Source organism: Paenibacillus sp. LS1 (assembly GCF_026013365.1).
Lineage (GTDB): Bacteria > Bacillota > Bacilli > Paenibacillales > Paenibacillaceae > Paenibacillus.
Genome location: NZ_JAPDOE010000001.1, coordinates 1,829,252 through 1,851,892, shown reverse-complemented (window position 1 = coordinate 1,851,892; position 22,641 = coordinate 1,829,252). Strand labels below are relative to the sequence as shown.

The following is a 22,641-nucleotide window of genomic DNA, read 5'->3' as shown; positions in this document are numbered from 1 at the left end:
TAGGAAGGCGAAGGCAGATGGCAGGTCTCTTTGGTTTCTTGAGCAAGCGTCGAAAGTCGACAGATTCTATAGTTTCGGACATACAGGTTGAGAAGGAAATGGTTCAGAACGGGCTATTGTATTCCATTGTCAGAGAAGAAAAGGCACTACAATTTCCACTTGGTCTAAGAATCTCCGAACTTCGACAGATCAGTAACGCTGAGCTGTTAGAGACTCTCGAAGACATGTGGTTCGAGGGATATTTGGATAAACAAGATAGCAATTATGTATTAAATACAGATAAATTTGACGATGTACCACCAGAACTGCGGGAGAGATTGGGCATTCCTGCATCGAAGAAGCTTGACCTGAAGTTAGGCCACGAGAGCGCAGTGGGAACGGCTCATTTTAAATTCGTGCTGGAAAAGGCTTGTGGTTCGTGGAGTCATTTGGAGCGAACTGCAAAAAGGATTGGGCCATGGCTGGTGTTACCCGATCAGCAGGTATTGCTTATGGATTCGGAGCAATATCAATTTCAACAGCTGATTGATCAGGCTCCTAATCCATTGGATCAGGAACGTATCTTCAGCTATGTTGCGGAAGTTCGTCATTGGGCAATACATCATGAATATCCTATGGATGACTATCTGCTGCATCAGGAATATCTGTTTGTTGATAAAGTGGATCTTGGATTGGAATACAATTCGGAAGGTGTTTCGTTTCATCCGGAGTACCACTCATCAGATCCAATTAGCCCTGATTTGTTAAATGAAATGGGTTCTTCCGCTAGTCGTTATGCCGTGGATCGTCAGCGGAGAAAAGTATTTGTGAAGCCCTCAGTTGTAGATCATGCCGATCGTATTCGAGAATTACCAAAGATTCAAGGAGCGGATATCCCGAAATTTGCTGAAAATCCTGAAGCATATGTACCTGAAATGGAAGGTATAGATTTGTCCCTGTTTGGTGAACGGGTAAAGTCACTAGGTATTCGAGTCTATAAAGCCCAGCCATTTGTGCATGCAACTGAACAAGAGCGAGGATGGTTCGAACTGGATTTTGGCTTTTCCGCGCAAGACGAGACTGGGGAAGTACAGCAAACGTGGGAAGCTTCTGACATGTTGGATTTGATCTCAAAGGCCAAGGAGCAAGGTGAGGAATACATAGAATGGAATGGCAGCTGGCTTAAATTACCGCAAGATGCTGAGGCCTTTGTAGACACTACGGATACGGCAAAACGAGAAATGTTAAGTGAAGGTAACTTGGTAGATATAACGAAGCTGCCGTATGTGTTGGAGATTTACGAGAACATCAGTCAACTGGAGTTTAATCAGCCGATTCTGCAAGCGCAGCAAGAGATGCAGGATCTGGGAGTGTTCTCAAACCAGCCGCCTGAAGCATTTAATGCTTCCCTGAAACCATTCCAGGCAGATGGATTCGTATGGATGAAATCACTCCATTATCGCAAATTGGGAGGTCTATTGGCTGATGATATGGGGCTTGGGAAAACGATACAAGTGATTTCTTTCCTGTCCTATCTCCAGGAAATCGGAAGACTTACGCCAACATTAGTTGTGGTGCCCAAGACACTCATGGACAACTGGGAGAAGGAAGTACGCAAATTTGCTCCCTACTTGTTGAAGTCGCTGTACCTTCATCGGGGAACGGAGCGGTTGAAGGATGCGGTGGAACTGAGGCACATTGGCATCACGGTAACAACGTATCATACCTTAGTGAAGGATCAACTGTCGTTTGGACAAGTGAACTGGCAGGCGGTGATCTGTGATGAAGCACAGGCCATCAAAAATCCCTCAACGTCTGCCTCCAAGGTGCTGAAAGCGATGAAGTCCAAATTCCGTCTCGCCATGACAGGAACCCCTGTGGAGAACGGATTGAGTGAGTTGTGGTCTATCATGGATTATGTGCAGCCAGGATTATTGGGCAGTCTCAGTCAGTTCAAGGAAGAATTTGTAAACAAGCTTACTACAGACTCAAGAGACACTGATGTCGAGCAGCAGCTTCTGGGTCGAATTGCGATGGTGTACAAGCGCCGCACGAAATCAGAAGAACTCGGGGATCAATTGCCGACCAAGCAGGCTGTCATTACCAATGTGCCTTTGGGAACGGAACAGGAACGTTTGTATAGCGAAGTAATCACCTTGGTCAAAAATAAAACGATGGACGGTTTGCAGGCTATTCAAAAACTAAAAGCGTTGAGCTCTCATCCGGGATTGATTGCTAACCAATACATGAATATACCGTACCATCAAGTACCCAAGCTTAGAGAAACGGTGGAACTGATTCGTCAAGTCAAAGCAAAAGGGGAAAAAGTCCTTATCTTCACCGAATATATCAAGATGCAGGACATTTTACGAACAACGGTACGTGACTGCTTTGAGATCACACCGATGATTATTAACGGCATGACCGATCGCAGACAAGAGCAAGTGGATCGCTTTAACAGTAACGCTGGCTTCGATGTGATGATTTTGTCTCCGAAAGCTGCAGGAACAGGACTGACCATTACTTCAGCCAATCATGTGATCCATTACACGCGCTGGTGGAATCCCGCAGTTGAGAATCAGGCCACAGACCGCGTATACCGAATCGGGCAGGACAAGCCAGTAACGGTATATTATCCTATTGTTACGGACACGCAAGGTATTACCAAAAAAGGTTCGGTTGAAGAGATCGTGCATCGGATTTTAAGTGAAAAACAGGAAATGGCTTCATCTGTCATGGTATCAAGTAAGAAACTAAGTATAGAGCACGAAGTATTGAAGGGAATATAAAAATTAACAAAAACCTAAAAAAGCTGCCGAACGTACTCGGCAGCTTGAAAAAATTCAAAAGAGATTTCTGCACACCCATGCGAGGGCTCTTTTTTATTGAATGAGATCCACGGCCATCTGTGGAACAAAGGCTTCTACACCGTTGTAAACAATGACACCTTCCAAGGCTGTCTTTTTGCCGTTCAACAGTGCAATATTTTTGTAGATTTGCAGTTCCAACTTGGTGTTACCTTTTGTAACGAGAATCTTCGGATTTTGGACGTCAGTCAGATCCAGCTTGTACGTCGCGCCTTTGGCTGTAAATGCCTGTTTGGCTGGTACAAACAATTGTTTGCTCACGCTGTCGAGATCCAGATCCAGTACACGAGCCATATATTTGGCGACATCCGTGTTGTCAATCACACCGAATGGACGGTCATTGTTCGGAGCATACGTGTACAACACGACATCTCCACCAGTATGACCACCGGTTGTCCAGCCGATCCCTGCACGTTTGCTGATCATTGGACCGATTGCATAGTTAAGACTGCCTGGCTCGGCCGCTTTAATGGTGGCAATCTCCTCGGAAGTCAGGTCCGTAATGCCATAGTATTGTTTCATCACTGCTTTGATGTTTGTACGCTTGGCATTCAGCTTCGCTTCAACGCCCTCGCCTGTCAGCTTGGCCTTTTTCAAAGGTCCGATAAATGTGGACAACGGCTCTTTATCGTAAGTGCCGCTAGTTGCGTTGTTACCAATGGTGAGTCCACCATTCCCATGGTCCGTAACAGCCACAACGGCAGTTTCTCCATCGGCTTTGGCAAAATCCATCGCTACTTTTACGGCATCATCAAAAGCGAGCACGTCACTGATAATACCAATGGGATCATTGGCATGAGCTGCCCAGTCCACTTTGCTGCCTTCGACCATCAGGAAGAAGCCGTCTTCGTCTTTGGACAGAACTTCAATGGCTTTGGATGTCATCTCGGCAAGGCTCGGCTGCTTCGCAGGATCACGGTCCATATTATAAGCCATGCCTGCTGGCGCGAACATGCCCCACAGTTTATTTGAATCGGAGGCTTTCATTGCCTCCGGTGTAGTGACGTAATCGTAACCCAGTGCTTTGATGGAAGAAACCAGATTCTCGCCGTCTTTACGTCCGGCTGGCTCAAGATATTTGCTACCTCCACCCAACACAACATCGATGCCATTGTAGACTTGTTGTTTGCTGAGTGCATCATAGTTTTTACGGTCAGGATAGTGGGCAGAGAAGTCCGCTGGTGTAGCGTGCATAATCTCGGATGTGGCTATAATTCCGGTTGCTTTACCGGCGAGTTTGGATGCTTCCAGCACAGAAGCAACAGGTTTTCTTGCATCTCCAGACGCAATTGCTTTCTGTCCAGGCATCGTAGCCTTATCCGGCAGTACACCGACAAATCCGGTATGCGATTTATAACCTGTTGCAAAAGCTGTTCCGGCAGGAGCCGAGTCCGCAATCGGCGCATCAGCGGAGTGTGTACGAACCATGCCGCTTGCCGTGGAGTCCAGTGTTAGGGACGAGCCTTTGTACCAACGAGCCAAAGCAGTCGCATCGTTAGCCATGCCGTCAGGAATGAGTATAATGACATTTTTAATCGGTGATGCAGATGTCGTTGAGGTCGTGTCTTCGACAGCCCACGCTGCACTGCTTCCTCCGAGTGTAGCCGTAACAATCGTTGTCACCGCGAGCATCATTTTGGCTGCACGGACATTAAACCGGTTTAACATGAATGCATCCTCCTAGAATATATGTATAGTTTGGTACCCAAAAACAAGTGTATACAACAATTGCTAAATCAACGTATGAAATGGATTAACTATATGTAAATTTTACGATTAATGAAGAATGCTAGAATTCAGGTAACTGGACAAAATGAGGATCACTCTTGTATGTTAAGGAGAAAATCGGACTAGGGAATGACCCTCGTCTAATGATCGGCTTTGAGGTGGTATGTAATGAAAGAATGGTCAGAAGCCATTCAGTGGTGGAATAAAAATCAGGTGAAGCTCATGGACATTCGTCATCTGGTCTTGAAGCCGGGACAGGTCCTTAAGCCGTATGTTCTGCCAGCCCATGCTTTTTTGCTGATGTTCAGAGGAGAAGCCATTGTTCATTTTGGCAAAGAAAAGCTCAGGGCCACCCAGACGCAGGTACTGCATGGTGGCAAAGGCACAACTTTACATATCCAATGTCTGGATATCCCCTTGGAATATTATCTTATTCTATATAAACCCCAGCCAAGCTTCGCGGGTACCCACCCATCGAGAGCGGATAACGTACAACAGGAGTATGAATTTTGCACGCAGCAGTATCATTTTGCAGCAACATATCCATTATCGCTAATTCCCATTATGGAGAGAATGCATGAATGCTGGGCAAGCGGCGAAGAGTTGGACAGGCTGCAGGTCACAGGATTGTTGTATCAGTTTGTATACGAACAGTTTCGTCAATGGAAGCTGGCAGGAGAACAGGTGGTTGAACCTCCGGAGTTGACCGAGCAGATTGCAGCTTACATTCAGGAGCACTACGCGCATCCCGTGTCCATGGAGGATATGGCGGCCCAATTTCATTACAGCAGTCACTATCTGGCACGGGTATTTAAGCGCAAATTCGGATGTAGCCCTATGGAATACGTCATCCAAACCCGCATGAACCGAGCCAAAGTATTGCTAACAGAGACAGATGCTCAGATTCGTGATGTGGCTGAGAGCGTCGGATATAAAGACCTGTACTACTTTAGCCGAATCTTCAAACGGATGATGGGAGAAACACCTGCTCAATATAAAATGCACAGCCATCTGCTTAAAGGTTCAAATCGTACCAACAAGAAGTCGGAATCGTTCATTGCTGGAGAGCTCGCACAACGCTATATTGATAATAACGATAATCATTATCAATACAACACATGGAGCGTGAATGACTTGAATGTTCGTTTTAAGCCTACGTTGGCAGTCAGTTTATTATTTAGTTTATCCCTGCTATTAGCAGCTTGCGGGGGAGGGGCTGATCCACAGCCAACAGCAAATGAAGATGCTTCATTGCCTGCAACCAAAATGTATACCGACGCATCGGGGAGAACGGTTGAGATTCCGGCCCAATCTGCCAAACCGGTTGTGATCACATATGGTGGGTATTTACTTCCACTCGGAATGAAGCCGGCGGGTGCGAACAAGGAAACGCTGGATCTGTACCCGGAAGAAATGGCTGATGTATCGGATATTGGATCAGGAACGGGGAACGTAGAAGTGGTCTCGGATCTGGAGCCAGATCTGATCATCGTACCGGATTATACAAGCACGGAAGTGATCGGTACTTATGAGAAAATTGCGCCGACGATTACAGTAGCCTGGGGCGGTGACCCGGATGTCATCAACACGCTGAGAACGATGGGCGAGATTATGGATCGGAAAGAGGAAGCGGAGAAATGGATTGCTGCGTTTGAAGATAAATTGAAGGGGATTCGGGATGAACTGAACATCAATATTGAACCGGGAACCACGGCCATGTCCTTCGTCATCTACAATAAGGAGGTATTACTGGGAGGAGAAGGCGGCACATTGGGCAAGCTGATATACCAGGATTTCGGATTTGATATGCCTGAACAGTACAAAGCCTATGCAGATGGTGGAACCGTGCTCTCATTGGAGAAGTTGGCGGATAAACCTGCAGACTACTTCTTCACCCAGATGGACGATGAAGAGATGGAGCAGATGATGGAACTATTCAAGGAACCGGTGTATCAGAGTATTCCTGCGATCAAAAATCATCGTATCATTAATGTGTCTCGCAACTATTGGAATTATGGACCGTACCTGGTCGACAAAGGGCTGGATAGCCTGATTGAGCAAGTGAGCAAGCTGCAGGAATAGAGAGGATATCATTCTACAAGTGTGACGCCAAATCACGTCATATCAGAGCAGGTCATAGGTGAATTCACCTATGGCTTGTTTTTTTATATCTCCGGTTCTGTATATAATTAAAGATTATAACCCATGGAACAGGGAGTAAACGCAAGATTGTAGGAGATCAGCAGAAGCAGGCTTAGTGACTTATAACGTTGAATGAGTAGTGTAGAACGGTATGCACGATGAAATAAGAAAGAGGTTGGAGAGAGAGGGGAATGACACATGATGGATATTATCGCGCTTCGCCGGGATCTGCATGCACATCCTGAACTGGGATTTATGGAATTTCGTACGGCAACCAAAGTGGTGCAGGTGCTGAAGGAACTGGGGTATAGCGTCACTTATGGAAAAGATGCGATTGACGACACATCACGGCGGGGTCTGCCCAAGCCGGAAGTGTTGGAAGATGCATATCAGCGTGCCCTCCGGGAAGGTGCAGATTCAGTGATTGTGGAGCAGATGAGAGGTGGATTCACCGCCGTTGTTGCTGAACTTCAGGGAGAGCAGGAGGGATCAACGACGGCGTTCCGCTTCGATATGGATGCACTACCGATCCGTGAGAGCAAGTTGGAACAACATGCGCCGCAAGCGGCACAATTTCGTTCCAGTCATGAAGGTATTATGCACGCCTGTGCGCATGATGGACATACAACGATTGGGCTGGCGCTTGCAGAACGGTTGAGTAACCGGAAGTTTGCCGGCAAGATCCGGCTGCTGTTCCAGCCTGCCGAAGAAGGTGTACGCGGGGCATATGCCATGGTCGAAAAAGGAATGCTGGAACAGGTAGATCGCCTGTTCTGTATGCACTTGGGTACCGGTGTGCCATCCGGTCATATCAGAGGTGCGTCTGCCGGATTCCTGGCAACGACCAAGCTGGAAGCACACTTCACCGGGGTATCTTCCCATGCAGGGGCTTCACCGGAGGAAGGACGGAACGCACTGCTGGGGGCAGCGACCGCCATGCTCAATATTCATGCACTTCCCCGGTTCAGCTCGGCAGATACTCGGATCAATGTAGGCATTCTGGAAGGTGGAACAGGGGCCAATATTATTGCTGAGCATGCCCGTATGGTTATTGAGACGCGTTCGACGAGTGAAGAAACCAATCGGGAGCTGGAGCGTCGCGTGCGGCACATCATTGAGCATAGCGCAGCCATGCACGAACTGACAGCTACAGTTGAGGTGGTCGGAAGTGCTATTCCGATTCGATGTGATATGGAACTTGCAGCGCTTGCGGTTCAGCAAGCAGAAGGCATCACAGGGTTCACCCATGCGGAGGCTATATCGGATAGTGCTGCTCTCGGCAGCGAGGATGCCAGCTATATGATCCGGCGAGTACAGGAGCAAGGTGGCAAAGCCACGTATATGATTGTTGGCAGCGAGTTACCTGCGCCGCATCATCATCCTGAATTTGATATTGATGAAGCGGTATTGGCCCCTGCGGTAGAACTGCTGGAGAAGTTGGCACGAACACTGTAAACGACGAATCTATAGGATGGCAGATGCAGATATCAATGGTTGGAGAGTTAGCGGTCCAGATAAATCATGATGTAAGCTAAGTACAGACCCGCATGAGAATGCGGGTTTTTAGTGTTAACCCTGTCAGAAATCATTTAAAGATAATTCAAAAAAAAAGATATTGCGAACGCTTTCATTATGTGCTAACATCACCATAACAACAGGATTGTAACCGCGTTTAGGGCAATAGCTGTGTCAGTTCATTCGTTGGTTCTTTCATCATCAAACGATTGATTGCGTTTACATTTTCATATGGAATGAACCTCATTCCTCAGGGTTGTTACTGATTGCAGGCAAAACCTGAATTGAGGGCAGTAGACCACGCTAAAGCGATGTCTGTTTGCCTTCGGTTCAGGTTTTTTTATATAGAAAAATGCCTGATGGCATGTCCGCAAGCGCCGTAGCAGAAATTTTGAGCAGAAAGGAGCGCAGCCAGTTTAATTTTTCCTAAATAGAGATATAGACTCATCCAGACATTGGAATACTGATTCTCAGATACGCATTTCACATGATCATTTCCAATGAAATTATCCCATCACACACTATTGGACAGCGAGGAGATTTATGACATGAAAACCATTAAACGTTCGATTGCCGTAGCAACAATTCTGGGGTTATGTGTATCCGCTTTACCAGCTTATGCAGCAGGAAATACAGCATCCTCTTCTTCAGCAGCGATGGACAAGCTGATCCAATCCGAACTTATTCGCGGCAGCGGTCAAGGTGTTAATGCGGCGTATCTGAACAAAAAGGCTACACGCATTCAGGCCGCAGTACTTTACTTGCGTTTGTCCGGATTGGAGAAAGAAGCACTCGCTTATCAGGGAACGGAAACGTATGATGATGCGGCTCAGGCAGGCAAAGTACTGCAACCGGTCGTTGGATACTTGAAGCAGCATCCGTATGTAGCTGAGATCGTAACAGGAACGAAGAAGTTTGAACCTAATGCACCGCTTACAGCGGAAGGTTACGCCGGAATGTTGCTGAAGGTGCTTGGATATGAAGCGGGTACGGATTATGAGCAAGGAGCGGCATCCACCTATGCGGCTGGTAAAGGAATCAAGGCTCTTCAAGGGAAGGGTGCGAGTCAACTTACCAATCGCATGATGGCAGAGGCAACCGCACAGGCGTTGCAGACGCAGCTCAAGAATGGCAGCGGAACCTTGGAGCAGAGCTGGTTGAAATATAAAGAAGCCGGGGCGTTCCAACCTCAAACACTGCAACAGACCAAATATGGTGCGATTGATGGCAAAACCTATGAGCAATATGGCACGCTCGGCTGGCTTGGTGTTCCTTACGCGGCGCCTCCGGTAGGTGAACTGCGCTGGAAAGCTCCACAAGAACCGGAAGCATGGACAGGAACGCGATCGGCTAAGGAATTTGCAGCGAACAGCTTACAGATTTCCGGTAAAAATACTGTAGGTAGCGAGGATTCGTTGTATCTCAATATTTGGCGTCCCGACACAACCAGTTCGAAACTTCCGGTGATGGTGTTCCTGCACGGCGGCGGGAATATGACCGGATCAGGCAAAGATTTTCAGGGTGAACAGCTTGCACGGAGTACCAACAGCATCATTATCTCAGTGAACTACCGTTTGGGAGCCCTCGGATTCTTCGAGAATGCAGCGCTGAAAACAGGCAATGCCCTGGATGACTCCGGTAACTACGGTCTGCTAGATGCATTCCGTGCACTAGAGTGGGTACAGGATAATATTGAAGGGTTTGGCGGAGATACAGGCAATGTTACATTAGCTGGACAATCTGCGGGTGCACGTGATGTGCTGGCAACTCTGATCTCTCCACTTGGCAAAGGACTGTATCAAAAAGCAGTTGCTTTCAGCGGAGGATTGACGACAGCATCACCGGAAGAAGGCGAGCAAAAATCTGAGGATGTACTCGTGAAGTTGCTCGTGCAAGAGGGGAAAGCGGCTAACGCAGTAGAAGCAAAAGCATGGATTAGCAAGCAATCTCAGGCACAGTTGGAGAGCTACCTGCGTGCACTGCCTGCGGACAAGCTGGTCACAGCGTTTGGCGCAACCGCAATCCGTATGGAACCATTCCCGCATCTGTTCCGGGATGGTACGGTGATTCCAAAAGAAGGCTTTGACGCTATCAATAACGGCAATTACACGAAAGTTCCTGTATTGCTCGGTAGCCTGGAAACGGAATTCTCCGGCTTTGCCTTCGGTGATCCGAACTTCGCTCCTTCCATTGCGGATGGCACTCTGTTTACCGATAAAACCAAGGCGGAGCAATACGCTGCTGCTCTGAAATACGGTAGCGAAGCTTATGCAGGCTTTAATGCAGAGCGTGTAGCGGAGCAATTGACGAATGAAACAGGTCAGCCACCGGTATATGCGTATCGTTTTGCCTGGGGTACACAACCTGGGGTCATCTCTGAGCGTTTGCTCACGTTACTGGGCGCACCACATGGTGCGGATATGGACTTCTATACAGGGCACGCAGACGGAATTGCAGCCTATTTCCCTGAGGGGTACTTTAGCGATACGAACAAACCAGGACGTGATCAGTTGTCCACCGCGATGGCAGCATATCTGAAGCAGTTCCTGTACACAGGCAATCCAAGTACGGGTGGGTCCCCTGATCTGGCGGCATGGACACCTTGGACGAAAGATGCCCAAGCACCAATTATGCGTCTAGATGCAAGCAATACAACGGCAGAGATTGGCATGTCCACACAATATAATCAAGACAAAGAAGCCGTGATGGCGAAGATGAAAAAAGAATTGCCTGAAGAAACATACAAACTGTTGACGGAAAAAGTGTTCGCAGGTCGTTTCTTCTGGGAATAAGGATTACCGGATAGGAAGGTATATATAGATAGAATGAAAGCCAAGGGAGTATGCTCTCTTGGCTTTTTATACTGTTCGTTATGCTTAAATATGGTATTTTTGTAAATATAAATTAATAAAAAATAGGAAAGGAGAAAACGTACATTATGGATGGAGCTAGTAATTTTGCTATTGCTGGGATTATAACGCTATTAATTTTCTTTATCATGATTGGTCTTGTATTATATCTGGCTTTCTATCTTGTGATGAAGCGGTCTGGCGTCAAAGAGGAAGTATCCGCATTAAGGATGGAAGTACGCGTATTACAAGAGGAAGTAGAGCGGAACAGGCGGGAATTGGAAAATATGAAGCGTTGATAATCGTGTGTACTACTATATGTGGATACGTGGAATAGCATGTAAAACAGCATGAGAGGACAGGGGCTCTACGCCCCCTCCTACTCAATACAACGTGAAACCATTCATTTCAGCCTTTGCTTACCAAGGGCGCTCGATCTATTTCTTGGCAAAAAAACTAAGTGTTCCCGTGCTTTCATCTGCACTTACAAACAGGCTACGTCCATTTACCCGATGGATTCCCTCCGGCGACTCTCCGGCTGTAGGGATCAGACCCAGATAGTCCGGATTGACCGGATCAGCAAGATCGAAGAACAAAATGGCATCTGCCCGTTCGGAAGCTACCGCGGCATATGTTGTACCATCTACAGTAGCAACGGTTAAATTCTCCACTTCACTTCCCTTGTTGGGACTGCGATCATCCGGATACAAGCCAACCATGGCGGTTGCTTTCTCAATGAGATTCTGGCTATCGTACATCCGTTGGCCTTGCAGATCCCAGACAGCAATATTACGTCCGCCTGCTTTTACACCATCCTCAAATTCATTCTTGCCCAAGTCCCCTTCATTGGCCGTCAGCAGGTATTTACCATCTGCCGAGAAAGCAATACCATCCGGTTCATAACGAGCGGTCAATGTCTCTTTAAACTGAACGATACCGTCATCTTTCAGATCGGCTTGATGTGAGGTGGTACCTAGCGCGAAGATGGAGCTGATCTTTTTGGTCTCCAGATCTACGATGGCAACGACGTTGTTCTCCTGTAACGTGATGGCTGCTGTCTTGCTATCCGGACTAATGGCAACATACTCCGGTTGTGGATCATGCGGGTAGATGGCACCTTCAACATTGTCCAGAGATACCGGCAAGTTGGTGATCTCGCCCTCCAATACGTTCCCGCCAGCAAAAGATACAACCATAATGCTACCCGGACGTTTGGTGTTGGCATAGTCAATTTCATCGGCAGCTTTATTCAGCTCTTCATCCTCTATCGCGATCACCGCGTGCAGACCGTCAGGTGACAGTGCAATCGAGTCAGGACCGATACCGAGTTCATAGGTTTTGACGGTTTTGTAGGTTGTCAGATCCACAATGGCAAGCAACCCTTTGTTCGCTTCAATGTCCGTATCACCTGTGCGAATAACAGCCAGACCGTATTTGCCATCTTTGGACACGGTTACGCTCGTGACTTCAGCTTTGGCGTAGAGGTCATGGAAACTGACCGTCTTCAATACGTTGATGTTTTTCAGGTCAGCAATATCCAGTACGGAAATGCTGCCATTGTCCGCTTCGGTTACGAGCAGGCGCTGTCCATCTGGCGTAGAGGCTGATATTTCTGCTTTGCCACCAGGCATCTGGAAGGAGGCGGTCCGTTCAAAACCGGTTTTATTTTGTTTCAGGATCAATTGATCCGTGATTAATTTTAGCGTCTGGGAAGATACATAGGTTGTCCCGTTGGTGATGTAGCTTTTAGTGTCCAGAGGAATTTTCACACCATTAATGGTGGCTGAGGACGTTCCTACAGGAAGTTGTACTTTGGTATCTGCGATCTGGATATCAACACTGCGACTGCTTCCGTTCCATGTGACCGTACCCTGCATATTTTGGATGGCTGTACGCAGTACGACATGATCATTGGTGGTTTTACTTGCGTCAGCAGCATGAATCATGGATGTGTAGCTTGTTGCTCCTGCGGTTAGAATGGCAGTCATCGACAGAACGGCAAGCCATTGATTTCTCTTTTTCAATGTTCCAGATCCCCTTTATCGTTTCGTGTGTGATGGCATGTACAACTGCTTCAGTATAAGAAAGTAGCGTTAAGGGACGGTAAAAATGTAGGTCAAGTTGTGTAAAAGGTTAGACAAGAGATATTTTACCAAATTGGATATGTAAGTTAACGCATAAAATAGTTTGTCACTTGAAGGGCAATCAGGCAGTAACCTTGATACACATGGGACTGGTCGAAAAGATGAAATTGCGGTAGAATTAATTGAGAATTATTATCAATTAATTTAGGCTTTCTTTACGGATGAGTCTGATCAAGATATAGGCGAGGTGAATACCCATGCACACGGATGATGCATTAGGCGTAGTATATCAGCATTACCTGACCCAGGAACCTTACAGTCAACAGGATGAATATACGTATCTGCTCTCTCCCAAGGCGGGCAGTGGCAATATTAAAAGAGTAACGACATACAGTGGCATTGAGATTTTATATTCCCAGGTTGAATATCATCAGCCGTATCCAACGTATTTTGCTTCCGAGACGCCTATTGTGGAGCTGCAATTTGCCTTGTCGGGTCAACGGCATGTTGATATTTCCGGCATGGATTATTCGTTATCCATTGGGCAGGGGGCCCTCATTTTCATGCATGATTTTGAAGCCTGGTTTCATCCTCCAGCCGGGGAGCCGTATACTTCTTTTTCTCTGGGGATTCCGGTTTCTCTGTTCAATTATGCAGCGGCCCAACTGGGCAGTTTCAAGCCGATTGCTTTTAATCAGGTATTGGGGCGAAAGGTGTTCAAGCCGATTGTCTTTCAACTGGATAGCCGGATACGAACGATGATCGACAGTTTGATTGTGGAACTAAACAACAGTTATCGATCATCCTTAATGATGGAAGCGACAGCCTTGGAGATCTTGAATCGATTCATGATCCAACTGTTTGATCTGGCGCCAATTCCTGCGGGGTTCTCCAGAGAGGATATCCGGAAGTTACATACGGCTCGGGAGATTATGGAGGCTTGCATGGTAGATCCTCCGTCCTTGCTAGCATTGTCCAGACAAGTGGGACTTAACGATTTTAAATTAAAAAAAGGGTTCAAGGCACTTTTCGGAAGCACGGTCTTCGAATATTTGCGTCAGGTTCGTCTCGACAACGCCATGAAGTTGCTGCGCAATCAAGATAACAACGTCACCGAGGCCGCCATTGCGGTCGGTTACAGCAATGTCAGTGCCTTTTCGCAGCAATTTTATCGCAAATTCGGTGTGAAGCCCTCAGAGATGAAGAAGATTTATTAATAAATCCGGCTTGCGGTGAATTGTTCCGTATAGAGGCAGTGGGGATTCTCTCGGCCTTGTATACTCCAGGTACAGTGGATACTGTACTGAAATATAGAGGAGTGTATAAGCGTGAACCGAATCAGAGGAAGTATTTTTTTTAGCGTATTTGCAGCGATGTTGGGTCTGATGCTGATTGCACCCATTATGCCGCCGCTTATTCGCGAGTTGGGCATGAAAGAAAGTCATTCCGGTCTTATTATTTCGCTTGGGTCCATTATGATGGCGGTCATGGCTCCGGTATGGGGCAGATTCAGTGATCTGAAGGGGAGAAAACCCATCATATTGATTGGGTTCATAGGGATGTCTGTTAGCTGTGCATTATTTGCCCTGGCATTGTATGGGGGATTGAATGCATGGATTGGAGGAGGTGTGTTGCTTACCCTTCTGATTGTGACGCGCAGTCTGATCGGCATGTTTATTCCGGCCGTACTCTCTTCTGCTCAAGCCTATATGGGTGATGTGACAGAAGGGGAGGAGCGGGGAAGCGGGATGGCGATTATCAGCGCTGCCAATGGACTCGGCCTTGTATTTGGACCCGCCATTGCAGGAGCATTTACGATCATCGGTCTGCTGTGGCCGCTTTATTTTGGCATTTTTATAGCGATCGCTGCGTTTATTATCGCTTTGTTGTTAATTCCAGCAGCCAAACCCGTCATTCAGGCAAAGCCGCCAAAAGTCAACCCATTCCAACGCGGTCTACGAATGTACCTTGCTGCCGGCTTGGTTACGATGATTGGCATCATGACATTGCAGGTTGTCGGGGGATTTTATTTTCAGGATCAACTGGCTCTATCTCCAGCGGCGACGGCCCGAATGGTTTCGTTTGGACTCATGTTCTCCGGAGCAGCCATGTTGATCATGCAGGTCATTCAAATGAAGTGGTTGAAATGGCAGCCACGTCCGATGATTTTGATGGGTTCACTTTTTCTGATCGCAAGCATGATCCTGTTTCTTGTATCCAACCAGTTGCCCATGTATTATTTCTCATTCTTCCTGTTCGGTATGGGTTCGGGTCTAATGATGCCGGGCTTCATGGCAGGTGCTTCGCTCGCAGTCAGCAAAGAACAGCAGGGAGGTGCAGCGGGATTGGTAGCAGCGATTCAAGGGATATCCGCCGTCATTACTCCGATACTTACAACGACACTTTACCAGGTGGACAAACATATTCCGTTTATGCTCGTAGCTGTTCTGGTTCTTTTAATGGCAATCATGATGCTGGGAATGAGAAAGAACCAGCCCCAATCGGTAGCCGGATCTCTTTAGTTAGCTGCATGTTTAGCTACAATATTGCCATAGAGGCAAGCTGCTGCGAAGCTGGATCCGGCGTCCCATTCAACGCGAAGTAGCAGCGGCTGCCTGCATTAGAGCATAGATCTTACGTGTGGTATTCACATTTCTAACCGTCATATAGGCATAGACTTTGGACCCCACAAGCTTGTTCATGCCACTTTTGGACGCATCTTCTCTGCTGACCGAATATAAAATGGCTCCGGGAACATAGATCAGCGTGCCTATTTCCGGTTTGATTGGCAGCTTGTCCAGCACGGAGGGCTCATTGATCTCATCCCAAAGGAACAGTACGTCACTTTTGGCGGTGTCATCATTAGCCCATTCCGCTGGCAGCGCCTGAATAACGCTTTGAATTTCATCCATATTCCGAACCATCACCCTGATCTGTAAGCCAAAATCGGCGGCGATGGCCTGCTCTAACAAAAGCGATATCTCCGCATTCGCATCGGCACGTTCCTGATGATCGGCAAAAATAATATTGCCAGAATTGATATAGGTAACGACATCCAGCATGCCTGCTTGTTCAAACGTTTCTTTCAGCTGCTTCATATTAATTTTATTGTTCCCGCCTACATTAATACCTCGCAACAAAGCTACATAGTTCATATCGATGTGCCTCCAATTCCTTTAAGACAATGATTTAACAAAATGACAGATACTCGAAAAGATGTGAAGTATGCTCTTCTCCCAACAGATCATTCATTAGCGGTTCCACATGCTCCAGATACTCGGGCTTGGTTTCATAGGTTTCTTCATCTTTCACTTCCCCGGCATAGCTCCGTGCCGCTTCGATCAGGATAGCGAGTGCACTGAAAAAATCAGACAGCGAATCAGCGACACGATTGGCTTCTCCACCTGTAAAAGCGGCATATACGGGAGAGTTCGGTGCTTCCACATCTACAATGATCGGATCATCGTTCACATTTGCGATGACGACGTGGTTTTTTGGCCAAGTGGAAGATTCTTCATAGGGTTCATTCATGCCAATCCAGCGGTAACCTCGTTGCTGACGGTGCAGATGTTCAGGTGCAACAAAGGAGATCAGCGCTGCATCACCGATCTCGACGGCGGCATTTTTCATTTTGAGTGTACCTTCAGCGCTGGCATCCATCATTTCATAATGACTGTACAGGTACTGAAGTTCTGGAGAAAGAGATATTCGCGAATCGACTTCCGGATGGTGATGTAGTTCGCGAGGACGCAGATCATGATTTTGGAAAAGTCCATAAGCTTCATTATATAGATCCTGCTGTTCCACAAAACGGATCAAGGCCGCATCCAGTTGTTGCATGGTGTCTGATTCCTCCTGGAAAATTGATTTAGTACTACGCCGATCGAGTTGAATCTTGGCTATAAGCATTATACTATATCAAAGATAAATTCGAAAAAAACGTTTGAATGCGTTTACAATAATTCGTGAACATGATATAATTTCATTCAAATAAGGATTGTTACTGCTTCGGGCAGGCAAAACCTGAACACACTATGCGTGGACTTTGTGCCATTCGTATTGTTGTTCGGGTTTTTTTGCATTCTACGGTCCATATTAAGGATAGAAAAACAGAGGACGTACTTATCCCGACACCAACATCACGCTGTACACAAGAAAGGGGAGCATTATGAACAAGAGAAAATGGTTAAATGGATTTGCCGCGGGTTGTCTCAGTATCATACTGGTGATTAGTGGATGCGCATCCAAGGCGCCACAAGCCGCGAGTGACACACCGAATCAGACGACAGAGCAGACGGAAAACGAAACTCAGGAGCCTGCAACCAACCAAGCTGCCAAAGGCAGAACGGTGATTACAACCGACGGTGAAGTGGATGATATGAACTCGGTCATTCGTTTCCTGTTGTATTCGAATGAGATGGACCTTGCCGGCATTGTACTGACCAGCTCCGTGTATCATTATGCTGGAGACGAGGAAGCGGGGATCAAACCGTTCCGCTGGACAGGCACACAGTGGGTGTACGACATGATCGATGCCTATGGCGAGATCTATCCGAACTTGTCCAAACATGCGGAGGGTTACCCGGAGCCGGAACAGCTTCGAGCGATGACCAAGATCGGGAATATTTCCGATAAAGGGGAGATGGAGAAGGAAACCGAAGGTTCCGAATTCCTCGAAACTCTTTTTCTCGACGATGATTCCCGAGATCTGATTGTTCAAACATGGGGTGGTACCAATACCACAGCCCGAGCGCTGAAATCGATTGAGGAACAGTACAAAGACACGGCTGAGTGGGATACGATTCGCAAAAAAGTCAGCGACAAACTGGTCCTCTACATCATTCTCGATCAGGATGATAGCTACAACGAATACATTGCGAAGAATTGGCCGGATATCCGCATTCTCAACGACCAATCGAACTTCTGGCATTTTGCCTATGCATGGAAGATGCATGCCGAAGAAGTGAACAGTAAGCTTCATGGCGACTGGATGGTCAAGAACATTCTGGACGGACATGGCAAGCTGATGGATATGTATGCGTCGATGGGTGACGGCAAGATGATCGAAGGCGAATTGGCCGAAGAACAGCGCGGAAGTGCTGAATATCTCAAGAACAATCCGCAATATGACAAATATGATTTTATATCCGAGGGAGATTCTCCATCCTTCTTCTATCTGATCGATAATGGGCTGCGCAGTATGGAAGACCCTTCCTACGGCGGTTGGGGTGGACGCTTTGGCGTCGTGAACGACAAGCTGTTTAGAAACAATGTGCTTGATTACGATCCTTACACCAAACGCTATGAAGCCGAATACTCTCTGATGAGATGGTTTGACGATGTGCAGGATGATTTTGCAGCACGTGCAGACTGGGCAGTTGCAGGCACTTACGAAGGTGCCAACCATAATCCGTCATTAACGATTAAGGAAGGGCTGGACCTGAGTGTTAGTCCAGGGGAGAAAGTTACTCTTCACGCGGAAGGCACAGACCCGGATGGTGATCAACTGACCTATACGTGGTGGAGATATTTCGAAGCGGACACATATGAGGATTCCAAAGTGGAACAGAATAAAGTTCAGCCAGAAATGGCGGGCGACCTGTTGCTTGGATTGCATCGAGACCTTGCCAAGGATGAGCAGGTGGATACGATAAAATTGCAGGGAAGTGACACCGAAGCGGTGACATTCACCGTTCCTAACGATGCCAAATCAGGCGATACCATTCATATCGTCGCCGAAGTACAGGATGATGGAGAGCATCAGTTGAAGCATTATCAACGTGTGATCCTAACTGTGAAATAAAGAAATAGAGGGGCTGTCCCAAAAGTCATCAACATGGCTGGCGGGATGCCCCTCTTATTTAATTTTTTAGGCATGAGAGAAGTGATTAAACATTTTTAATCCATATCCCAACATTTTCCGATATAATAATCAGATAGATTGACTCAAGTGAGTACTACCTCAGAGAGGTGATATGAAATGACAATTGATGTGCTTGTAAGAAATAATGTTAAAGTGCTTGGTTCAGGTAGCCAAACGATTGTATTTGCACATGGTTTTGGATGCGATCAGGATATGTGGCGTTACATTGTTCCAAGTTTTACGGAGAACTACCGTGTAATTTTGTTTGATTATGTTGGATCTGGTGAATCTCAAATTAACTATTATGATGCTGGCAAATATAGCAACCTCCAAGGATACGCCCAGGATGTGCTGGAGATTATGGAAGCACTCGAACTAAGGGATACCATATTTGTCGGGCATTCCGTCAGCAGTATGATTGGCATGCTGGCATCGATTCAGAACCCTAAATATTTCAAACAAATCGTCATGTTGGGACCCTCCCCACGTTACGTGAATGATCTTCCGAATTATTATGGAGGTTTTGATCGGAATGATATTGATGAATTGCTTGAGATGATGCAGATGAATTTTATTGGGTGGGCGAGTTATCTGGCACCCATTGTGATGAACTACCCGGAACGGAAAGATCTGACGGAAGAGTTGGAGAAAAGTTTCTGTTCGAGAGATCCGCATATTGCGAGACAATTTGCCGAAGTGACGTTTTTATCTGATTGTCGTATTGATCTGGATCAGGCAACTGTGCCAACGCTGATTCTTCAGTGTTCCGAAGACAGCATTGCTCCGGTTGAAGTAGGGGCGTACTTACACGCTCATCTGAAGAATAGCAGGTTGCAACAGATGACGGCCAAGGGGCATTATCCGCATCTAAGTCAACCGGAAGAAACGATCCGCATGATTAAGGATTATTTGACGAGCGCATAAAACTTGGCAGAAAGGCGTTATTCCATGGATATACAATTAGATCTGGCTCCCTGTGGATACTTCTCTATCTCCGATTCGGGCATCGTACAAACGATCAATCAAACCTTGCTTACGATGCTTGGATATGAACGCGATGAGCTTGTGGGGCAACATATTGAGTCCACCATGTCGGTGAGCAACAAGGTGTTTTTCCATACGTATTTCTATCCCTACATCCAGTTATATGGACATGTGGACGAGATGTACTTCACGTTTCGTACCCGTGATCAACAAGCTGTTCCCGTGCTGCTTAACGGTGTTCGTCAGACCCGTAACGGGGAAAGCGTGGTAGATTGTGTCGTTGTAGTCATGCGTAAGCGAATCGAACATGAGAAGGATATTTTGCATACCAAAACGAAGCTACAGGAGCTGTATCAGGCGACCCAAGAAGCGAACAAGGAGCTTGAACGATTACACGAGGAATATAAGATTAAAGAGCAGGCCCTTATCAAAGTGAATGATCAGTTGGAGACGCTGGCCTCCACAGATTTGCTGACAGGACTGAAGAACCGCAGATTTTTCCAGGAAAAAATGGTTGAAAGCTTACTGATGTTCCAAGAGAAACAACGTTATTTCTCTCTTCTGGTTGTGGACATTGATCATTTCAAAAGCATTAATGATACGTACGGTCATCCGATCGGAGATCTGGTGCTCGGCAATCTGGCGGGGCTGTTGCAATCGGTGTCGCGCAGTACGGATGTGGTGGCGCGTTACGGCGGAGAGGAATTTGTCATCATCCTTTCGGATTGTGAAGAGGAGCAGGCGAGAGGCATCGCAGAGCGATATCGGTCACAGGTTGCTTCAGCCGATTGGGGCGAATATAACATTACCGTGAGTATTGGTGTGGCCACTGTGGTAGAGGAAGATACGGAAAAGTCCTTGTTCCAAAAAGCGGACAACGCCCTGTATGCCTCCAAAACCGGAGGACGAAACCGGGTAACACATGCAGCCCAGATGGTAAGAAGTTAAGGGTTGGATTAGATCAAAAGAAAACCATAAGGAGCCTATGCAATATGAGGGAGATGATCCCACATGCACAGGCTTCTTTTATTTGTCTGAAACAGAATGAACAAGGGCGTGTCTGGAAACTCCGAAAATGCAATTCAGCGAGTTTTGAGACACGTCCTAATGGAACAGGGGGATCTTTAGCATTATTTTAACGCGGAGCGAGGTAGCCATACGACTTTGCCGAAGAATTCGTCTGAAGACTGAAATCTTCGTTGGACATATCCATAAATGCCGGGTTCACATATAGAGAGTGTGCATCGTTGCCAGATCCCTTAATGTAGGCGGCGATGCCGGAGTAGGCTTTATTTTTCCAAACCCACAGGGCATCTTCCTGCTCACCTGGTGAGTAATAGACATTATGGTCAAACACATTGCCGGTATTGCTAGTATATTCGTTGTATATTAGTACTTCCGAGCTGCCCGATACGAGAATGTTACGCATGAACGTATTGTTCTTCGTCCGTGATTGCATGAATAACTGTCCATTGCCTGCATTCAGCGTATCATTCCCGACCAGCGTATTGTACATAATCTTGCTATCCTCGGTAGCTCCTCGTTCCTCGTCATAACCTCCCATGGCAATACCCGTCAATCTGTTGGAATAAATCAGATTATCCCGCACGGTAATGTTACTTGTTGAACGTCCGGCATGCTCCGAGGCAATCTCGATTCCGATGTCGCTCCGATATACCCGGTTCTGGTCGATGATATGATCTTTCCCGCCATCTACATAGATACCGCCCGCCGAGTTGCTATCATTGGGCAGGTCTTTACCGTAGGAGGGGTTGTTATTGGACGTAATATCGTATACTTCGTTGCCTTGTACAATGCCGTTCCGAGCCTGATCGTACGTGTCGTCCTCGGACGTACCCTCGTACCCGATCAGATCAATACCGATATTGTCGGAATCATGGATGACATTGTTCTGTATGGCAAACGTATCAACATTGCCGTTAACTGCGAGTGACTCGCTCGAACCGAGTGTTAGATCATACAATTCATTATCCTTGATGATGATATCGCGTAATGCTTGAGGGTGCTCTGTGCCATATATGGCAATGCCGTGGGCATCCCTGCCCCGTAAATCGGGACCTTCAGGAGGTGCATAACTAGCAATCGCGTGTATGGTGTTACCTAACAGCTGAATGTGCTCACCTGCTCCGTGGACATAGATCCCGCTTGGGACTTGGCCCCCTTGTGTGGTTGTGAAGTTACGAATTTCGAGATTCTGAATCGTGATATTACTGGCATTTTCAATTTCAATCAACCCTTCGATCCCCCGAACGGACAGATCTTTACCATCAAGGATAACCTTCTCCTGAGGATAACTGGAAAATAGGGTCGGATTACTGGAGGAATGACCGCTCCTGGTGATTTTGACTTTCTGATGATAGACCCCTTCACGCAAATAGATCGTGCTTCCTGGTGAAGCATGGTCGGCAGCGTGCTGCAATGTTTTCCATGGAGATTGAATGGTTCCTTTGTTCGAGTCGTTTCCTTGAGGGGATATGTAATGGATGACCTGAGGATCAGATTTTTGAACAGAAACTGGTGCCTTCATGGACTGGCTATGATCCTGACAACCGGATACGAGCAGCATCAGAATTGGAATCATAAGTAAAACTAAGCGAGTCAAATCGTTT

Annotated in this window: 15 protein-coding genes; 10 read left to right on the top strand and 5 right to left on the bottom strand. The window is 46.9% G+C overall.

Going from position 1 to position 22,641, the window contains the following annotated elements:
• Positions 1–17: 17 nt before the first annotated feature.
• A complete protein-coding gene (locus OM416_RS08030) occupies positions 18–2,768 on the top strand; it encodes a DEAD/DEAH box helicase (protein WP_264928293.1) in 2,751 nt (916 codons plus the stop codon).
• Between the two features lie 93 nt (positions 2,769–2,861).
• On the opposite strand, the gene OM416_RS08025 is transcribed toward OM416_RS08030, so the two are convergent.
• On the bottom strand, positions 2,862–4,514 hold the full coding sequence (locus tag OM416_RS08025; protein ID WP_264928291.1) for an alkaline phosphatase: 1,653 nt from the start codon (positions 4,512–4,514) through the stop codon (positions 2,862–2,864).
• Between the two features lie 228 nt (positions 4,515–4,742).
• Here OM416_RS08025 and OM416_RS08020 point away from each other — a divergent pair, with 228 nt between their 5' ends.
• The 4 genes from OM416_RS08020 (at position 4,743) to OM416_RS08005 (ending at position 11,379) form a co-directional block, all read left to right on the top strand.
• Positions 4,743–6,656 (top strand): AraC family transcriptional regulator, encoded by a 1,914-nt coding sequence (locus OM416_RS08020; protein ID WP_264928289.1) that lies wholly within the window; start codon positions 4,743–4,745, stop codon positions 6,654–6,656.
• Between the two features lie 258 nt (positions 6,657–6,914).
• Entirely contained in the window at positions 6,915–8,171 is a 1,257-nt protein-coding gene (locus tag OM416_RS08015) for an amidohydrolase (protein WP_264928287.1), read from the top strand.
• Positions 8,172–8,779: 608 nt separating this feature from the next.
• On the top strand, positions 8,780–11,023 hold the full coding sequence (locus tag OM416_RS08010; protein ID WP_264928285.1) for a carboxylesterase/lipase family protein: 2,244 nt from the start codon (positions 8,780–8,782) through the stop codon (positions 11,021–11,023).
• A gap of 146 nt (positions 11,024–11,169) precedes the next feature.
• Entirely contained in the window at positions 11,170–11,379 is a 210-nt protein-coding gene (locus tag OM416_RS08005; RefSeq protein WP_264928283.1) for a hypothetical protein, read from the top strand.
• A 138-nt stretch (positions 11,380–11,517) separates the two neighbouring features.
• Here OM416_RS08005 and OM416_RS08000 read toward each other — a convergent pair whose 3' ends face one another.
• Positions 11,518–13,104 carry a choice-of-anchor I domain-containing protein gene (locus OM416_RS08000; protein ID WP_264928281.1) on the bottom strand — a complete coding sequence of 529 codons (1,587 nt, stop codon included), beginning with the start codon at positions 13,102–13,104 and terminating at the stop codon, positions 11,518–11,520.
• 317 nt (positions 13,105–13,421) lie between these two features.
• Between OM416_RS08000 and OM416_RS07995 the strand changes: the two genes are divergently transcribed.
• The gene (locus OM416_RS07995; RefSeq protein WP_264928279.1) at positions 13,422–14,381 is read left to right on the top strand and encodes a helix-turn-helix transcriptional regulator; all 960 of its coding nucleotides are present in this window, start codon (positions 13,422–13,424) and stop codon (positions 14,379–14,381) included.
• Positions 14,382–14,492: 111 nt separating this feature from the next.
• Complete coding sequence (locus tag OM416_RS07990; RefSeq protein ID WP_264928277.1) at positions 14,493–15,686, top strand: MFS transporter; 1,194 nt, start codon at positions 14,493–14,495, stop codon at positions 15,684–15,686.
• 69 nt (positions 15,687–15,755) lie between these two features.
• On the opposite strand, the gene OM416_RS07985 is transcribed toward OM416_RS07990, so the two are convergent.
• Both OM416_RS07985 and OM416_RS07980 read right to left on the bottom strand, forming a co-directional pair.
• Entirely contained in the window at positions 15,756–16,319 is a 564-nt protein-coding gene (locus tag OM416_RS07985) for a DUF1697 domain-containing protein (RefSeq protein ID WP_264928275.1), read from the bottom strand.
• Positions 16,320–16,353: 34 nt separating this feature from the next.
• Complete coding sequence (locus OM416_RS07980; protein ID WP_264928274.1) at positions 16,354–17,004, bottom strand: hypothetical protein; 651 nt, start codon at positions 17,002–17,004, stop codon at positions 16,354–16,356.
• A 328-nt stretch (positions 17,005–17,332) separates the two neighbouring features.
• Here OM416_RS07980 and OM416_RS07975 point away from each other — a divergent pair, with 328 nt between their 5' ends.
• The 3 genes from OM416_RS07975 to OM416_RS07965 all read left to right on the top strand — a co-directional run bounded on the left by OM416_RS07975 (position 17,333) and on the right by OM416_RS07965 (position 20,959).
• Positions 17,333–18,967, top strand: coding sequence for a DUF1593 domain-containing protein (locus OM416_RS07975; RefSeq protein ID WP_264928273.1), 1,635 nt, complete (start codon positions 17,333–17,335; stop codon positions 18,965–18,967).
• A 177-nt stretch (positions 18,968–19,144) separates the two neighbouring features.
• A complete protein-coding gene (locus OM416_RS07970) occupies positions 19,145–19,951 on the top strand; it encodes an alpha/beta fold hydrolase (protein ID WP_264928272.1) in 807 nt (268 codons plus the stop codon).
• A gap of 24 nt (positions 19,952–19,975) precedes the next feature.
• Entirely contained in the window at positions 19,976–20,959 is a 984-nt protein-coding gene (locus OM416_RS07965; RefSeq protein WP_264928271.1) for a sensor domain-containing diguanylate cyclase, read from the top strand.
• A 187-nt stretch (positions 20,960–21,146) separates the two neighbouring features.
• Here OM416_RS07965 and OM416_RS07960 read toward each other — a convergent pair whose 3' ends face one another.
• On the bottom strand, positions 21,147–22,634 hold the full coding sequence (locus OM416_RS07960; protein WP_264928270.1) for a right-handed parallel beta-helix repeat-containing protein: 1,488 nt from the start codon (positions 22,632–22,634) through the stop codon (positions 21,147–21,149).
• Positions 22,635–22,641: the final 7 nt, after the last annotated feature.

Coding starts and splice junctions, on each gene's coding strand:
- OM416_RS07980 (WP_264928274.1), bottom strand. CDS start 17,004: ATGCAACAACTGGATGCGGCCTTGATCCGTTTTGTGGAACAGCAGGAT.
- OM416_RS08015 (WP_264928287.1), top strand. CDS start 6,915: ATGATGGATATTATCGCGCTTCGCCGGGATCTGCATGCACATCCTGAA.
- OM416_RS08005 (WP_264928283.1), top strand. CDS start 11,170: ATGGATGGAGCTAGTAATTTTGCTATTGCTGGGATTATAACGCTATTA.
- OM416_RS07995 (WP_264928279.1), top strand. CDS start 13,422: ATGCACACGGATGATGCATTAGGCGTAGTATATCAGCATTACCTGACC.
- OM416_RS07975 (WP_264928273.1), top strand. CDS start 17,333: ATGAACAAGAGAAAATGGTTAAATGGATTTGCCGCGGGTTGTCTCAGT.
- OM416_RS07985 (WP_264928275.1), bottom strand. CDS start 16,319: ATGAACTATGTAGCTTTGTTGCGAGGTATTAATGTAGGCGGGAACAAT.
- OM416_RS08020 (WP_264928289.1), top strand. CDS start 4,743: ATGAAAGAATGGTCAGAAGCCATTCAGTGGTGGAATAAAAATCAGGTG.
- OM416_RS08025 (WP_264928291.1), bottom strand. CDS start 4,514: ATGTTAAACCGGTTTAATGTCCGTGCAGCCAAAATGATGCTCGCGGTG.
- OM416_RS07970 (WP_264928272.1), top strand. CDS start 19,145: ATGACAATTGATGTGCTTGTAAGAAATAATGTTAAAGTGCTTGGTTCA.
- OM416_RS08030 (WP_264928293.1), top strand. CDS start 18: ATGGCAGGTCTCTTTGGTTTCTTGAGCAAGCGTCGAAAGTCGACAGAT.
- OM416_RS08010 (WP_264928285.1), top strand. CDS start 8,780: ATGAAAACCATTAAACGTTCGATTGCCGTAGCAACAATTCTGGGGTTA.
- OM416_RS07965 (WP_264928271.1), top strand. CDS start 19,976: ATGGATATACAATTAGATCTGGCTCCCTGTGGATACTTCTCTATCTCC.